Here is a 14,737-nt window from a genome sequence, read left to right as displayed (position 1 = left end):
CCAAGCAAGCCTGTAACACCCACTGGGCAAGGGCGTAGCACTCATTACCCGGCGGATGCAACCGGCATCGCTTTGCCGAAAAAGCGGCAAGAAGATGCCGAACGCGGTGTTAACCCCGTCGATTAGCGACGATTTATGGCCGCTGGCGTTAGCGGTGGCGGTGCAGGGAAGTTACAGCCGGGGAGCACCCCCTTCATGCCTTTTCGCTGGACCGGCGGGCAGCCGGCGCGGCAGAAGCGACTTGTGTCGTTGCTTCTGGCTCTTGTCGCGTTGATCCTGGGCGGCGCGCCCGGTTGGGCGGCGAGCGTCGAAGCCGTCGATGTCGCGCCCGATCACGTCACGCTGCGCTTCGATGCGCGCGTCGCCGCCGCCTCGGCCTTGATGCTGGCGGGGCCGCGACGCATCGCGATCGACGTGAGCGGCGCCGAGCCCGGCGCGGCGCTCGCCGCGGGCGACGGCCCGGTCGCGCGCATCCGCCAAGCGCGGAACAGCGGTGGCACCCGGATCGTGCTCGATCTCGCTCAGCCGGCGATCGTGACCGAGGGCATTTTCGACGCCGACGGCCGCACCCTGACGCTCGCGCTGCGGACGGTGGACGACGCCGCCTTCGCGCGCGCCGCCGCCGATGGCCGGGTGCGCTTCCTGCCGCCGTTCAGCTACGCCGGCGGCGCGGTGCGCGCGAGCTATGCCGTCACCCTGCCGGTGCCCGCCGCCCGGCGCGCGCCCGGACCGCTGCCGCGCGTCTATGGCGATGACGACAGCCGCCCGCTGGTGGTGATCGACGCCGGGCATGGCGGGGTCGATCCCGGCGCGATCGGCGCCGAAACCGGCCTGCGCGAAAAGGACGTGACGCTCGCCATCGCCAAGGCGATCCGCGACGAGCTGCTCGCCTCGGGCCGCGTGCGCGTGGCGCTCACCCGCGAGGATGATCGCTTCATCGTGCTGCAAGATCGGTTCGGGATCGCCCGGCGGCTGAAGGCCGACCTGTTCATCTCGATCCACTGCGACAGCGTCGGCGCGGGGCAGGCGAGCGGGGCGACGGTCTATACCCTGTCCGAGGTCGCCTCCGACAAGGAAGCGGCCCGGCTGGCGGCGCGCGAGAACAAGGCCGACATCATCCAGGGCGTGAACCTCGCCAGCACCGAGGCCGACATCTCCTCGCTGCTGATCGACCTGACGCAGCGCGAGACGATGAACCAGTCCGCCGCCTTCGCCCGGCTGCTGGGGCGCGAGGCCAAGCCGCTGATGCCGGTGAAGCCCAATTTCCACCGCATGGCCTCGCTGATGGTGCTGAAGGCGCCCGACATGCCCTCGATCCTGTTCGAGACGGGCTATATCTCGAACCCGCAGGACGCCAATTTCATCGGCTCGCCACGCGGGCAGGCGGCGATCGCCGAGAGCGTGCGGCGCGCGGTGGACATCCACTTCGCCCGCCGGCTGGCGGCGCGGTAGACCCGTCGTCAAGCACGTCGCCCCAGCGACGACCGGGGTCTCCCGCTACAAGCAGTTCCAGGCTCATCGGTTTTTTTGGTTCACGCGGAGGCGCGAAGGCGCGGAGTAGGGTCGGGACAAACGGCGCGCGGCGCCATTTCTGGACCGGCAAAAAGCGCCTTCGGCGCAGGGCGACAAAATGCCCGTGCCACGCACCCTCTCCGCGCCTCCGCGCCTCCGCGTGAACCAAAAGGCATGGAAGCCACGCGGGCGACGCTGATCGTGGACGAACACCCTTGCGACAAAGCGCGCGCCCCCAAGCTGGCACCTCCGCGCTTTTTCCCCTAGACGCAGCGCTTATGGCTGATGCGGATACCGTGAATTTCCGCCTGCACCGCGAACCCGGCGCGCGTGATTTCGTCGCGCGGTTGTGGCGGCGGTGGTGGGTGAAGCTGCTTGTCGTGCTGGGCGTGCTCGCCGCGATCGGCTATGCGCTGATGTGGCTGCTGTTCGCGCGCGATCTGCCCTCGGTGGACAAGTTGCGCACCTATGAGCCGCCGCTCCCCACCAATGTCCGCTCGATCGACGGCACCCCGATCCACAGCTACGCGCGCGAGCGCCGCGTCGAGCTGGCTTATGACGAGTTCCCGCCGCTCCTGATCCGCGCTTTCCTGGCCGCCGAGGACAAGACCTTTTTCGAGCACCACGGCGTCGATTACCCGGGCACCCTGGGGGCGGTGTTCGATTATGTGAGCAAGCTCGGCAGCGGGCGGCGCGCCAAGGGCGGGTCGACCATCACGCAGCAGGTCGCCAAGAACCTGCTGATCGGCAACGAATATTCACCGACGCGCAAAATCCGCGAGGCGATCCTCGCGTACCGGATCGAGGATGCGCTGACCAAGAAGCAAATCCTGGAGCTGTACCTCAACCAGATTCCGCTCGGCCGCAACGCCTTCGGGGTGGCGGCGGCGAGCCACGCCTATTTCGACAAGGAACTGAACGAGCTGACGCTGGGCCAGCTCGCCTATCTCGCGATCCTGCCCAAGGGGCCGGCGCTGTTCGATCCGTTCCGCAACACCGCGCGCGCGCTCGATCGCCGCGGCTATGTGCTGCGCGAGATGCTGAAGAACCGCTTCATCAGCCAGGCGCAATATGATGCCGCGCTCGGCGAGCCGATCGGCGCGGTGCGGCGGCAGACCCCCAAGTTCGAACGGGTCGGCGGCTATTTCGTCGAGGAAGTGCGCCGCCAGCTGATCGACAAGTTCGGCGAAAGCGAGCGCGACGGCCCCTTCAGCGTCTATTCGGGCGGGCTGTGGGTGCGCACCTCCTATAATCCGCAGCTCCAGCAATATGCGCAGGATGCGCTGCGCGAAGGGCTGCTGCGCTATGATCGCGGGCGCGGCTGGTCGGGGCCGCTGAAGTCGGTCGAGATCAGCGGCGACAACTGGCTGCAGGCGCTGCTCAACCAGAATATCGCGCTCGATTACGCCGATTGGCGCGCCGGGATCGTCATTTCGGTGAGCGGCGACGCCGCCGAACTGGGCTTCGCCGACGGCAAGACCGGCACCCTGCCGCGCTGGGCGGCGCAGATGCCGCCGCGCGGGCAAGGCGGCACGGCGTTCGCGCAGCTGAAGCCCGGCGACATCATCGCGGTCGCCCCCGAGGGCGAGAATTTCGCGCTGCGCTCCGTGCCGCGCATCTCGGGCGGGTTCATCGTCGAGGAACCGCAGACCGGCCGCGTGCTGGCGATGCAGGGCGGCTTCGATTCGCGGATCGACAGCTTCAACCGCGCGACCCAGGCGCTGCGCCAGCCGGGCTCCACCATCAAGCCGATCGTCTATTCGGCCGCGCTCGAAAACGGGATGACGCCCGCCTCGATCATCGTCGATGGGCCGTTCTGCGTCTATCAGGGCGCGCGGCTGGGCAATAAATGCTTCCGCAATTTCGGCGGCAGCCAGGGCTCCGGCCCGCACACGATGCGCTGGGGCATCGAGCAATCGCGCAACCTGATGACGGTGCGCGCGGCGAGCACCATCGGCATGGACAAGGTGGTGAGCGTGATCGACCGGATGGGGATCGGCAAATATCCCGCCTATCTCTCGATCGCTTTGGGCGCCGGCGAGACGACCGTGCAGCGCATGGTCAACGCCTTCTCGATCCTGGCCAATCAAGGCCGTGGCCACCCCTCGACGCTGATCGATTTCGTCCAGGATCGCCACGGCAAGGTGATCTGGCCGGAGAATTGGCGCGCCTGCGATCGCTGCAACGCGCCCGATTGGAACGGCAAGCCGATGCCGCGCCCGGTGGTCCGCCAGCGCCAGGTGATCGATCCCGTCACCGCCTATCAGATGGTTCACATCACCGAAGGCGTGATCCAGCGCGGCACCGCGACGGTGCTGCGCGACCTGAACCGCCCGATGATGGGCAAGACCGGCACCTCGAGCGGCCCCACCGATGTGTGGTTCATCGGCGGCACCCCGCAGATCATCGGCGGGCTCTATATCGGCTATGACCAGCCGCGCAGCCTGGGCGGCTATGCGCAAGGGGGGACGCTCGCCGCGCCGATCTACAAGGCGTTCGCGCAAAAGGCCTTCGCCGATCTGCCGGCGGTGCCGTTCCGCGCCCCCGCCGGTGCCCGGCTGGTGCGGATCGATCGCGCCTCGGGCAAGCCGGTGTTCGGCGCGTGGCCGGGCACCGATCCCAAGGCGGCGGTGATCTGGGAAGTGTTCAAGCCCGAAAGCGAGGCCCGCCGCGCGATGGCCCGCGCCGCGCCGCCCACGCCCGAGGAACGCGCCCGCGCGATCGAGGCGCAACAGCGCGCCGCCCGCGCCCAGGACCGCGCCCGCGACAGCGATTTCTTGCAAAGAGAGGGCGGAATCTACTAGCCCCTGCCCCATCCGCGCGGCTTCTCCTCGTCCGCGCGACCGTTGAAAGGTTTTGAAGTTCATGCGCGCCGAAGCGCAAGCCCATGCCGACCGAATCGCCGAATCGCTCGCGCTGCTCCGCCGCTTCCTCGATTGGGACCGCGCGCTGCGCCGGCTCGACGAACTCAACGCGCGCGTCGAGGATCCGACTTTGTGGAACGACGCCAAGGCCGCGCAGGAAGTGATGCGCGAACGCCGCCGGCTCGACGAGGCGATCAGCGCCACCCGCGCGATCGAGCAGGAACTGAACGACACCGCCGAACTGATCGAACTCGCCGAGGCGGAAGGGGACGAGGCGCTCGCCGAGGAAGGCACCGCCAATCTCGCCGCGCTCGCCGAACGGGCGGAAGGCGACAAGGTGAAGGCGCTGCTCTCGGGCGAGGCCGATGGCAACGACACCTATCTGGAGATCAACGCCGGCGCGGGCGGCACCGAGTCCAACGATTGGGCGGAAATGCTCCAGCGCATGTACACCCGCTGGGCCGAACGCCACGGCTATAAGGTGGAGCTGATCGATTATCACGCCGGCGAACAGGCCGGCATCAAATCGGCGACGTTGCTACTGAAGGGCGACAACGCTTACGGCTATGCCAAGACCGAAAGCGGCGTCCACCGCCTGGTCCGTATCAGCCCGTTCGATTCGAACGCCCGGCGCCAGACGAGCTTCGCGAGCGTATGGGTCTATCCGGTGATCGACGATTCGATCGACATCGAGATCAACGACAGCGAGCTCAGGATCGACACCTATCGCGCTTCGGGCGCAGGCGGGCAGCACATCAACACCACCGACTCGGCGGTGCGGATCACCCACTTGCCCACCGGGATCGTCGTCGCCTGCCAGAACCAGCGCAGCCAGCACAAGAACCGCGCCGAGGCGTATAACCAGCTGCGCGCGCGGCTTTACGAGCATGAACTGCGCAAGCGCGAGGAAGAGGCGAACGCGGTGAACGCCACCAAGACCGATATCGGCTGGGGCCACCAGATCCGTTCCTATGTGCTCCAGCCCTATCAGCTGGTGAAGGATCTGCGCACCGGCGTCACCTCCACCGCGCCGAGCGACGTGCTCGACGGCGCGCTCGATCCGTTCATGGCGGCCGCGCTCAGCCAGCGGGTGACCGGCGAGAAGGTGGTGGTCGAGGATGTGGACTAGGGCGGCGCTCCAGCTCCTCCCCTGCAAGGAGTTTTGGGTTGACCGTGCCCCGCACGGTCAAGGATCGTCCGGGGGACGATCCGACCCAAAACTGGGGACCATTCGCGCAGCGAATGGTGGAGGGGTGACGCCCTCTATCTGCCGGGAACACCCCTCCGTCACGCCTTCGGCGCGCCACCTCCCCTTGCAGGGGAGGAGCTTTAAGCGATTTGGTCCGCCCCGCGCCTCGATCGCCGCGCTCGCGCTGCTGGCGGGGTGCGATCCCGGCGCGGCGTTGCAGCGCGCGCCAGGACCATTTCCGGCGCCCGATCGCCCGGTGTCGCGGATCGTCTCGTCGCGCTGGTCGAACGAGGAGGAGCGTGACCGGCTGCGCGAGGCGGAAACGGTGATGGACAAGGCCGGCATCGCGCCGGGGATGACCGTCGCCGATATCGGCGCGGGCGAGGGCTATTACACGATCCGCCTCGCCCAGCGTGTCGGCCCGCGCGGGCGGGTGCTGGCGGAGGACATCTTTCCGGCGGTGCGCGACACGCTCGCCGAACGCGTCGCGCGCGAGCGGTTGCAGAGCGTGAGCGTGCGATTGGGCGCGCCCGCCGATCCGAAGCTTCCCGACGCGAGCTTCGACCGGGTGTTCATGGTGCATATGTATCATGAGATCGCCCAGCCTTATGAGTTCCTCTGGCGGATGCGGCCCTCGCTCAAGCCCGGCGGGCTGGTGATCGTGGTCGATGCCAACCGCCCCACCGAACGTCACGGCACCCCGCCCGCGCTGCTGACCTGCGAGTTCCGCGCGGTGGGCTATGAGCTCGCCTTCACCGATAACATGCCGTCGGCCGGCGGTTATCTGGCGGCGTTCCGCCCGGCGGGCACGCGGCCCGAGCCGGGGGCGATCAAGCCCTGCCGGCTGGGGTAGGGCGGCCACGGAGTCATTTGTCAGTTTGGAAGCACGGGCTTTCCCGGTCGGGTCCGGCGTTCCCGATAGCGCGCTTTTTTTGGTTCACGCGGAGGCGCGGAGGCGCGGAGCACAAGAGAGCTTGGGTCCGCGCCGAGGCGCAGAAGACGCAAAGGGACAGCGTCGAGTTCATGGGTGTCGGCCCAGCTAATGCTAGGACCTCATGCAACTGTTCGGCGCTACTGGATGAATGCCCCAGCTTTCGCTGGGGCGACGCTTCATCTCTCGATGCGTTGCTTTGCGTCCTCTGCGCCTCCGCGCGAAAACAACCTCTTCTTCTCCGCGTCTCCGCGCCTCCGCGTGAACCAAAAATCCCGCGCCACCCGGAAGGACCAGCAGCGTCGGGGTCCCCACTTCCACCGGGCGTGCCACTCGATTTGGCTTTGCCCGGCCGCGCCTTGGGGGGTAATCATGCGCCATGCGTCGCCACGTCCTGCTCGCCTCCTCGATCTTCCTCCTCGCGCTGCTGGCCTTTGGCTATTGGTTCACCCGGCCGGATCAGGCACGGCTATCGGTCGCCGATGTCTCGGGCACGCGGCCGCAGATCACAACGCCGCGCCCCGAAACCTGGCCGACGATCGGCGTCGCGCAGGCGGTCGGCTGGCCGGCGGGCGCGATGCCGACGCCGGCACCGGGGCTGAAGGTTCAGGCCTTCGCGCGCGGCCTCACGCACCCGCGCTGGCTGCTGCCGCTCGCCAATGGCGACGTGCTCGTCGCCGAAAGCAACTCGCCGCCGCGCAACGTGGGCGGGGTGACCGGGCTGGTGATGAGCTATCTGTTCAAGCGCGCCGGCGCCGCCGTCCCCTCGCCCAACCGCATCACCCTGTTGCGCGACGCGAATGGCGACGGCATCGCCGAGACGCGCACCGTGCTGATCGCGGGGCTCAACTCGCCCCAGGGCATGGCGCTGGTGGGCAATACGCTCTACATCGCCAACACCGATGCGCTGGTGCGCGTGCCGTTTACCCCGGGCGAGACGCGGATCACCGCGACGCCCGAAGTCGTGGTGCGCTATCCCGGCGGCGGCAATCACTGGGCGCGGACCGTGCTGGCGGACCCCAGGGCGGGCACGCTTTATGTCGCGGTCGGTTCGGCGAGCAACATCGCCGAGAACGGGCTCGACGCCGAACGTAACCGCGCCTGCCTGCTGGAGGTCGATCCGCGCGCCAAGACTTTCCGCGTCTATGCCGGCGGGCTGCGCAACCCGCAGGGCCTCGCCTTCGAGCCGCGGAGCGGGCGGCTGTGGGTGACGGTGAACGAGCGCGACATGCTCGGCTCCGATCTCGCGCCCGATTATATGAGCGCGGTCGAACTGGGCGACTTCTTCGGCTGGCCCTACACTTATTGGGGCGGCTATGTGGACAAGCGCGTCCAGCCCCAGCGCCCCGATCTGCAGCAATATAGCAAGCGGCCCGATTATGCGCTGGGGCCGCATACCGCCTCGCTCGGGCTCGCCTTCAGCCAGGGGGCGAAGCTCGGCGCGCGCTTCGCGAACGGCGCGCTGGTCGGCCAGCACGGCTCGTGGAACCGGCAGCCGGTGTCTGGCTACAAGGTGGTGTACGTGCCGTTCGGCCCGAACGGCTTTCCGCAGGCCGGCGCGCGGCCCGTCGACGTGCTGACCGGCTTCCTCGACGCCGAAGGCCAGGCGCGGGGGCGTCCCGTGGGGGTGAGCATCGATCGCGCGGGCGGCCTGCTGGTCGCGGACGATGTCGGCGACACCGTCTGGCGCGTGGCCGCGCGCTGACCCGTCGCGCGCCGTGTCCGGCGTGGATCATGCCGTATCTTCACGTAATATCGCGTGGCCCATAATGAGTATATTAAAAGGCCGCGAGGTTTGTTACAGGAATGTCATGACCTGTCTGGTGGCGACCAATGCCGAGCGTGCCGCGCAGAATTGGCGTGTGGTATCGTTCGCGCTCAGCAACCTGTTCCTCACGACGCACCAGGCCTATAGCGCCGGGGGCCTGCAGTTCAGCCCGGTCGAGCTGCAAATCTGCCTCACCGTCGCGGTCGCCAATGTGCAGAAGCTGATGCGTGAGCGCGTCGTGCCGCTCGATCTGAGCGCGACCCAGGTGCTGCCGCGCGAATGGGTGGTGCCGATCTCGCGCAACGCGATCGCCTCGGCCACCGGCCTGCCGCGCGAGACGGTGCGGCGCCATGTCGAAAAGCTGATCGAGCGCGGGCTGCTGATCGAAGACCCGCGCGGTGGCGTCACCCCGCCGCCGGGGATGATCGAGAAATTCGGGCTGGTCGGCACGCTCGAACCGATGCTCACCGAATTCGCGCGCACCGCCTCGCAATTGATCCGGCTGGGCGTGCTCGAGGTGAAGACGGACTAGCGCGGTCGCTCACTCGGTCGCGAAGATCATCGCATCATCGGCGAACGCCTTGAATTCCAGCGCGTTGCCGCTCGGATCGCGGAAGAACATCGTCGCCTGCTCGCCCGGCTGCCCCTGGAAGCGGATATGTGGCGCGATGCCGAACGGCACCCCCGCCGCCTTCACCCGCCCGGCGAGCGCGTGCCATTCCGCCATCGTCAGCACCACGCCGAAATGCGGCACCGGCACGTCATGCCCGTCCACCGCGTTGTGATGCTCGGCCGCCCGCGCGCCGGAGTCGAGATGCGCCACGATCTGGTGGCCGAACAGATCGAAATCGACCCACTCAGCGGCGGATCGCCCCTCGCGGCAGCCGAGCACGCCCCCGTAAAAGGCGCGCGCGGCGGCGAGATCGTGGACCGGAAAGGCGAGGTGGAACGGGCGCAGGCTCATGGCGCTTGCCTAGCATCCCGGACCCCGCCGGGAAAAGCCGCCGGAAACGGGGCGAGGACGATTGGGGGGCCCTGTTTGCGAAACACTGGTGCTGTCCTCACCTTCCCCGGCGAAGGCCGGGGTCCAGCCGAGCAATGCTTGATGTGTCGCGCTTCCCTAGCCACAGGGCACTACTGGACCCCGGCCTCCGCCGGGGAAGGTGGGAACAGAAACCGGCGAAGGTGGGATCAACAGGAAGCGTTTCATAGGGAGCGCACCCGGCCTAACCCGGCCGCTCTAGGCCCCCTGCCCGCCCCGCAGCCGGTCGAGCACCGCCTCGCTGAACGCCGGAATATCGTCGGGCATCCGGCTGGTGATGAACTGGCCGTCGATCACGACCTCCTCGTCGACCACCTCGGCGCCGGCATTGGCGAGATCGGTGCGCAGCGAGGGCCAGCTCGTCATCCGCTTACCGTCGACCAGCCCCGCCTCGATCAGCAGCCACGGCGCGTGGCAGATCGCGGCGATCGGCTTGCCCGCGCTGGCGAACGCCTGAACGAGCGCCACCGCCTCGGGCCGCATCCGCAGCGTATCCGGGTTGGCGACCCCGCCGGGGAGCAGCAGCAGATCATAATCCTGCGCGTCGACCTGCTCGATCGTCGCATCGGGGGTGATAGTCTGGCCGGGCGTGTCGTGCTGCATCCCCTGGATCGGATCGCTGCCGGGCGAAGCGAGCGTCACGGTCACGCCCGCGTCCATCAGCGCCTCGCGCGGGCGGAACAGTTCGGATTGCTCGAACCCGTCGGTCGCCATGATCAGCACGCGTGCCTGGGTGATATCGGCCATGTCGGTTTCTCCTGGTGATGCCCCCAAAACGACGCGGGCGCGGGCGCGTTCCGGAACCGCGTGGCGGCACGGCGCATTGCCGCCGATGTGCTCACTTATTCCGACGACAGCGAACCCGGCATCACCCGACGCAAGGCCGGCCGCGCCTGGGCCTATTTCACCCCGGATCGCGGGCGGATCACCGATCGCGACACGATCGAGCGCCTGAACCGCATCGGCCTGCCGCCCGCCTATCGGGACGCCTGGTTCTGCCCGCGCGCGGAAGGCCATATCCAAGCGGTCGGCTGGGACGAGCGCGGCCGCAAGCAATATCGCTATCACCCCGATTTCCGCGCCGCGCAGGAGGCGCTGAAATATAGCCGCTGCCCGCTGTTCGGCCACCGGCTGCCGCGCCTGCGCAAGCAGGTCGCCGCCGATCTCGCGCGGCGCGACCTGTCGCTCGATCGCGCGGTCGCGGCGGTGATCCGGCTGCTCGACCTCGGCCATATCCGCGTGGGGAACGAGGATTATGCCAAGGCGAACCAGAGTTTCGGCGCGACCACGCTGCGCCGCCGCCATGCGCAAATCGGCACCGCGCGGCTGAAGCTGGAATTCAAGGCGAAGTCGGGCAAGCTCAAGCAGCTGACGATCACCGATCGCAGCCTCGCCCGCTTCGTGCGCCGCTGCCAGGATCTGCCGGGGCAGCATCTGTTTCGCTGGGTGGACGCGGCCGGCGTGGCGCATCCGGTCACCTCGGGCGACGTCAACGCCTATATCCGCCGGGCGATGGGCGAGGATTTCACCGCCAAGCATTTCCGCACCTGGGGCGCGAGCGTGCTCGCCTTCCAGGCGCTGGCCGAGGCCGAGGCGCCGCTCACGCTCAAGCAGCTGCTGGTCCCGGTGGCCGAGGCGCTGGGCAATACCCCGGCGATCGCGCGCAAATCCTATGTCCACCCGGCGCTGCTCGATCTGGCGAAATCGGGCCAGGCCGAGTTCCGCGCCGGCCTGCGCCTGCCGCGCGCGACGCGCTGGCTCGGTCGCTACGAACGGGGCTTCATCGCCTTCATGGAATCGCTCGAGCCCGCGCTTGGCTGTGCCCCGGCGGTGGCGGCGAAAGGGACTGGCGCCCCCCGCCCCGCTTTGCTAACTGCGTCGCCCACGCACCCGTAGCTCAGCTGGATAGAGCGCTGCCCTCCGAAGGCAAACGCAAGCTCTTTCTGCTGAACGAGGGTGTCGTAAAAATCGAGTGAAACCAAGCGATTGGAAAAACTCGAAGGAAGCATCAAAATCGCGTTCGAGGTCGCGGAAGCACCACGGAAGCAAACTGAAAGGAGGTTCGGGAGTACGAACGGCAGCAAACGGCGGGATTCAGCCCCGCTTGGTTTGAGCCGCTTCGATTGTTGGATTCGGGATTGACCCTGTTCGATCTCGGACACTATCTGAATATCGATGCGCCCGTAGCTCAGCTGGATAGAGCGCCACCCTCCGAAGGTGGAGGCCACACGTTCGAATCGTGTCGGGCGCGCCATTTCGGTTCAAAGGCACGAACGCCTAGCACCGCCGCCTCTACGCCAGAGGCGGCGGTTAGGGTTCGGAGCAGCTCGCTGCGCAGGCCGCGAATCCGAACCTCCGTCTTGCTGACCACTTCGACGCGCTGCGCGACCGCCCGGACATGATCGCGGGCGAATGAGCCATCGCGCTGCCGCAACTTCTTGCGCGCCGCCATTGCAAAGGCGCGCAAGCTCTCTGGCGTGATCGCAGGGCCGATCTTCTCGATATGCGCCACCGCCCGCTCGGCATCGCCCCTGGCTTGATCGCGGGTCGCCGTCAGTTCGGCGATCCGATCCTTGAGCGACGAATCGTTCACGTCGATCACGCCATTCTCGATCGCGTCATAGAGGCGCTTGAGCCGGGCTTCGGCCTCGGTCGCACGACGTTCCAGATCGGCGATATGGAGCCGCCGCTGATCCACCCATTCGTCGCGGCGTTCGAGGATCTGATCCATCAAATCCTCAAGCCGCTTTGGATCGAGCAGTCGCCACTCCAGATGTCCGACGACGGCTTCATTGAGCCGATCCATCGGAACCGTGATGCCGGGGCAACCCTTCGCGCCCTGCCGCGCCTTCGTGGAACAAGTGTAATAGCGATACTCGCGGCCGACGCTGCTGGTGCCGGTGCGCAGCGTCATCGCTCCGCCGCAGCAGGCGCAGAAGCAGATGCCCGTGAGCAGCGTGGGGCCGCCCACCGCCATCGGTGGCATCATCTTCGGGCTACGCGCCTTCAATGACCGCTGCACGGCCTCGAACTCGACCTCCGTCACAATGGCAGGCACTTCCATGATGGCGTGCTCGCTCTCGGGCTTGGGCGCCTTCGTGCGATAGTCCCGATAGTTGAACTTGTGCTGGCCGATATAGGTCGTTCGGGTGAGCACTTGATGCACCGCGCCAAGCCCCCAGCGCCCGCCATCGCGGGTGCGGATGTTGTTTTCGTTGAGCCAGGTCGCGATGGCTTTGAGGCCCATCGGCCCGTTGTCTTCGACGCCGTTCAGCGCCATCCGGTAGATGCGCCGCACCGTCTCGGCCTGGATCGGGTCGATCTCCAGTTTCTTCTTGATCTTCGCGCCACGCTGCCCGGCCTCGACGATCCGATAGCCGATCGGCGGCCGCGCGCCATTCCAGAAGCCTTGCCGGGCATTCTCCTTCATCGACCGCAGCGTGTGCTTGCCGTTCTCCTTCGACTGGTATTCGTCGAATAACGTCATGATCTGGCGCATCATCACGCTCATCGGATCGTCGCCCAAATCCTGCGTGATCGAGATCAGCCGGACGCCGTTCTTCGCCAGCTTGCGGACGTAGAACTCGAACTGGAACTGATCGCGGAAAAAGCGTGAGAAGCTGTGAACGAGGATCACGTTGAACGGCGGCGGCTTCTGCATCGCCGCGTCGATCATCGCCTGAAACGCCGGTCGGCGATCGTCAGTCGCGGTGTTGCCCGGCTCTACGAACTCCGCGGCCACTTCCCAGGCGCGCGACAGGCAATAGCCTTCAATCTGGCGGCGTTGGTCAGGGATGGACAGGTCACTATCGGCCTGACGCCCGGTCGATACGCGCAGGTAAAGTGCGGCGCGGGCTATCGCCACGACTGGCGAGCTATCCGCAACGCGACGGGCGGCGTCGGTCATGGCGTTATCCTCCTTAGTTCACGGCAAGGGTCCGAACAGGTCGTCCAGTTCCTTGCGCAAATGGCCTTCGATGACGCGCAACTCGGCGTCGCCGATCGGAATCCGCTCGGGCCAATCGTCCGTGACCGTGATCGGCCCGCTATCTTTGATGGCGCGTTTGCGGGACGGCGCGCGCTTCGCGGGCGCCTGCATATAGTCGTGCAGGTCGTCGAGACCGTCCGACCAGCCGCGCGGCGCGCGGCGACGACGTTTGCAAGACAGGGCCATGCGCCGACGCTGATGCCCGGCTGCACCGGATGCAAATGGTTCGGCCGGGCGTAGCGCAGATAACGGTTCATGGCGGCTCTGGCGAAGCCGCCGCCAGACGCTCCCGTGTTTCCGACTCGCTCGCCGCCGCCAACAACGCCGCCCAATCGTCGGGCGGATTGCCCTTGTCGAGCATCTTGCGAAACACCGCATAGGTGTCCGACTTCGATCCATAGGTGCGCAGCGTGTTCTCGTCGTTCACCCAGGCGAACACGATAACCTTGGCGCTGGTGCTGTAGCGGAAGAACAGCCGGAACCGGCCGCCGCCGAACTTCGCTCGGAACCAGTGCTTGCGGTCGTCGCCCAACGTGCCGCCCTGCCGATAGTCCGGGCGCGTGGGGTCTTGGGGAATGGTCTCGAATACGAGCTGACGCAGCGTAGCTAGCAGCTTTGCATTGGCTGACTTGCGCCAGCCGCGCGGGTCTTTCTCCCGCAGGCGCGCGACAGCCGCCCCCAGCTTCTCGAATTGATCGAGAAACAGAGGGTGGGCAATGAGCTGCCACCCATTGACGACCATCATCAGAGATCGACATCGCCGTCGATCGGCGCATCGAGTTTGACCTCAACGCCCTCGGTCAGCGCCGCAATGCGTTCGGCGAGCGCGGGAGACAGCCCGGTCAGCGCCTCGGGCCGGCGTTTGATGTCCTCGGCCAGAAACGTCAGAAAGCTGTCGGTCGCCGGATCGTCATGCTCGGCATCGGCGCGATGCACCGACACCCCATGCTCATCGAGGCGAAAAGCGATCTTGCCGCCGTAATCGACGCCGAGCGCCTGGCGAACCGCCTTCGGAATCGTCGTCTGGCCCTTGGCGGTGATGGTGCTGATTTCTTCGAGCAGCGCAGGCATGGTTCATCTCCTCTATCCGCAAAATGTAAGGAAAATGCATTACCTTGTCAAGGTGGACTCTACAGCCTGCGTCACATCCTCCGGAAAGCCCATCCCGGGGAAGTAGGTCGAATAGAAGAACAAGCTGCTTAGTTGAACTTGGTTGAGCGTCGTTGGATTTGCTCAAGGTCGGCAGAACATATGGCGAAGCCTGTCTACTTCCGGCAGTGTCGCGTGCGGGGCTTCACTATTACAACTGCTGCGAGTCGCGGGGAGGACGGGGGCGGGATGATTCTCACTGACAATGAGACAAAGGTTGAGCAGCCCCCACCGGGTGGTCCGGGTATATAGTTAGTGCATTGTCGTCTCCGCCGCCATTGCCGGTCGGAGGTG

The 14,737-nt window shown here is 66.9% G+C and carries 12 protein-coding genes, 1 tRNA gene and 1 pseudogene; 8 read left to right on the top strand and 6 right to left on the bottom strand.

Annotated features, from left to right (window positions below):
* The first annotated feature begins 243 nt into the window (after positions 1-243).
* The 6 genes from K2X73_RS15220 to K2X73_RS15195 all read left to right on the top strand — a co-directional run bounded on the left by K2X73_RS15220 (position 244) and on the right by K2X73_RS15195 (position 8,796).
* A complete protein-coding gene (locus K2X73_RS15220; RefSeq protein WP_294112194.1) occupies positions 244-1,452 on the top strand; it encodes an N-acetylmuramoyl-L-alanine amidase in 1,209 nt (402 codons plus the stop codon).
* 338 nt (positions 1,453-1,790) lie between these two features.
* On the top strand, positions 1,791-4,316 hold the full coding sequence (locus K2X73_RS15215) for a transglycosylase domain-containing protein (RefSeq protein ID WP_294112193.1): 2,526 nt from the start codon (positions 1,791-1,793) through the stop codon (positions 4,314-4,316).
* Between the two features lie 61 nt (positions 4,317-4,377).
* Positions 4,378-5,505 (top strand): peptide chain release factor 2, encoded by a 1,128-nt coding sequence (gene prfB, locus K2X73_RS15210; RefSeq protein WP_294112192.1) that lies wholly within the window; start codon positions 4,378-4,380, stop codon positions 5,503-5,505.
* A gap of 244 nt (positions 5,506-5,749) precedes the next feature.
* Positions 5,750-6,418: a methyltransferase domain-containing protein gene (locus K2X73_RS15205; RefSeq protein ID WP_294112231.1), complete on the top strand. Its 669-nt coding sequence runs from the start codon at positions 5,750-5,752 to the stop codon at positions 6,416-6,418.
* Positions 6,419-6,875: 457 nt separating this feature from the next.
* Complete coding sequence (locus K2X73_RS15200) at positions 6,876-8,201, top strand: sorbosone dehydrogenase family protein (protein ID WP_294112191.1); 1,326 nt, start codon at positions 6,876-6,878, stop codon at positions 8,199-8,201.
* A 106-nt stretch (positions 8,202-8,307) separates the two neighbouring features.
* Entirely contained in the window at positions 8,308-8,796 is a 489-nt protein-coding gene (locus tag K2X73_RS15195; protein ID WP_294112190.1) for a winged helix-turn-helix transcriptional regulator, read from the top strand.
* Positions 8,797-8,805: 9 nt separating this feature from the next.
* Here the strand turns inward: K2X73_RS15195 and K2X73_RS15190 are convergent, their stop codons facing one another.
* Both K2X73_RS15190 and K2X73_RS15185 read right to left on the bottom strand, forming a co-directional pair.
* Positions 8,806-9,228 carry a VOC family protein gene (locus tag K2X73_RS15190; RefSeq protein ID WP_294112189.1) on the bottom strand — a complete coding sequence of 141 codons (423 nt, stop codon included), beginning with the start codon at positions 9,226-9,228 and terminating at the stop codon, positions 8,806-8,808.
* A 276-nt stretch (positions 9,229-9,504) separates the two neighbouring features.
* On the bottom strand, positions 9,505-10,053 hold the full coding sequence (locus tag K2X73_RS15185) for a type 1 glutamine amidotransferase domain-containing protein (protein WP_294112188.1): 549 nt from the start codon (positions 10,051-10,053) through the stop codon (positions 9,505-9,507).
* 75 nt (positions 10,054-10,128) lie between these two features.
* Between K2X73_RS15185 and K2X73_RS15180 the strand changes: the two genes are divergently transcribed.
* Both K2X73_RS15180 and K2X73_RS15175 read left to right on the top strand, forming a co-directional pair.
* Entirely contained in the window at positions 10,129-11,202 is a 1,074-nt protein-coding gene (locus K2X73_RS15180) for a DNA topoisomerase IB (RefSeq protein ID WP_294112230.1), read from the top strand.
* Positions 11,203-11,483: 281 nt separating this feature from the next.
* Positions 11,484-11,560 (top strand) — tRNA-Arg (locus tag K2X73_RS15175).
* A 576-nt stretch (positions 11,561-12,136) separates the two neighbouring features.
* Here K2X73_RS15175 and K2X73_RS15170 read toward each other — a convergent pair.
* From K2X73_RS15170 to K2X73_RS15155, 4 genes and pseudogenes are all read right to left on the bottom strand, one after another.
* Positions 12,137-13,213 (bottom strand): annotated as a pseudogene (locus K2X73_RS15170) (recombinase family protein); the annotation flags it as partial.
* Between the two features lie 18 nt (positions 13,214-13,231).
* Positions 13,232-13,480 carry a hypothetical protein gene (locus K2X73_RS15165; RefSeq protein WP_294112187.1) on the bottom strand — a complete coding sequence of 83 codons (249 nt, stop codon included), beginning with the start codon at positions 13,478-13,480 and terminating at the stop codon, positions 13,232-13,234.
* A 67-nt stretch (positions 13,481-13,547) separates the two neighbouring features.
* Entirely contained in the window at positions 13,548-14,036 is a 489-nt protein-coding gene (locus tag K2X73_RS15160; protein ID WP_294112229.1) for a type II toxin-antitoxin system YhaV family toxin, read from the bottom strand.
* A gap of 2 nt (positions 14,037-14,038) precedes the next feature.
* A complete protein-coding gene (locus K2X73_RS15155; RefSeq protein ID WP_294112185.1) occupies positions 14,039-14,365 on the bottom strand; it encodes a type II toxin-antitoxin system PrlF family antitoxin in 327 nt (108 codons plus the stop codon).
* Positions 14,366-14,737: the final 372 nt, after the last annotated feature.

The organism is Sphingomonas sp. (assembly GCF_019746665.1).
Lineage (GTDB): Bacteria > Pseudomonadota > Alphaproteobacteria > Sphingomonadales > Sphingomonadaceae > Sphingomonas.
Note: the sequence above shows the minus strand (reverse complement) of the source record. Positions and strands in the feature narration are given on the sequence as shown.

Coding starts and splice junctions, on each gene's coding strand:
- prfB (WP_294112192.1), top strand. CDS start 4,378: ATGCGCGCCGAAGCGCAAGCCCATGCCGACCGAATCGCCGAATCGCTC.
- K2X73_RS15195 (WP_294112190.1), top strand. CDS start 8,308: ATGACCTGTCTGGTGGCGACCAATGCCGAGCGTGCCGCGCAGAATTGG.
- K2X73_RS15160 (WP_294112229.1), bottom strand. CDS start 14,036: ATGGTCGTCAATGGGTGGCAGCTCATTGCCCACCCTCTGTTTCTCGAT.
- K2X73_RS15200 (WP_294112191.1), top strand. CDS start 6,876: ATGCGTCGCCACGTCCTGCTCGCCTCCTCGATCTTCCTCCTCGCGCTG.
- K2X73_RS15155 (WP_294112185.1), bottom strand. CDS start 14,365: ATGCCTGCGCTGCTCGAAGAAATCAGCACCATCACCGCCAAGGGCCAG.
- K2X73_RS15165 (WP_294112187.1), bottom strand. CDS start 13,480: ATGGCCCTGTCTTGCAAACGTCGTCGCCGCGCGCCGCGCGGCTGGTCG.
- K2X73_RS15215 (WP_294112193.1), top strand. CDS start 1,791: ATGGCTGATGCGGATACCGTGAATTTCCGCCTGCACCGCGAACCCGGC.
- K2X73_RS15185 (WP_294112188.1), bottom strand. CDS start 10,053: ATGGCCGATATCACCCAGGCACGCGTGCTGATCATGGCGACCGACGGG.
- K2X73_RS15190 (WP_294112189.1), bottom strand. CDS start 9,228: ATGAGCCTGCGCCCGTTCCACCTCGCCTTTCCGGTCCACGATCTCGCC.